The organism is Vibrio sp. 1069, assembly GCF_033340555.1.
In genome coordinates, this window is record NZ_JAWOWP010000678.1 from 1 (window position 1) to 580 (window position 580).

Here is a 580-nt window from a genome sequence, read left to right on the forward strand (position 1 = left end):
GTTCCAACATTGATCATCAGGTAAACAAAAATGGATAAACAATCGGAAAGAAATGAAAGTAAGCTTTTCATCAGTAACATGGTGGAATCAGCGATACGTATTGGCTTGATCTTCGTATTGCTGATGTTTACGTACGACATCATCAGGCCATTCATCCTTCCAGTGATTTGGGGTGCCATCATCGCGGTAGCGCTACTACCACTGACCAAAAAACTGCAACGCGCTTACGGCGGTAGACGCGGCTTGGCTGCCACGACAATCGCACTGCTGGGTATCGCCCTGCTGGTAACGCCACTAGTGATGGTGTCGGGCTCTATCGTGGATGGTGCAACACACGCGTTGGACGTACTGCAAAATGGTCAGGTAAAAATCCCTGGACCTAAAGCTTCTGTTGCTGATTGGCCTCTTGTGGGTGACAAACTTTATGAAGTATGGACGCTCTTTGCGACAAACTTAGAGCAAGCAATACAAACCTTTATGCCACAAATCAAGTCAGCATTAACCTCTTTGCTTGGCATGGTTGGCGGCGTGTTAGGTAGCTTGTTGCTGTCTATCTTGTCACTGGCTATCGCTGCTGGCA

1 protein-coding gene is annotated in these 580 nt (G+C 47.6%); it reads left to right on the forward strand.

Annotation, left to right across the window (positions count from 1 at the left end; all coding sequences use genetic code 11):
- Window positions 1-30: 30 nt before the first annotated feature.
- On the forward strand, window positions 31-580 hold a 550-nt coding region (locus tag R7040_RS28430), incomplete at its 3' end, for an AI-2E family transporter (protein WP_318097884.1).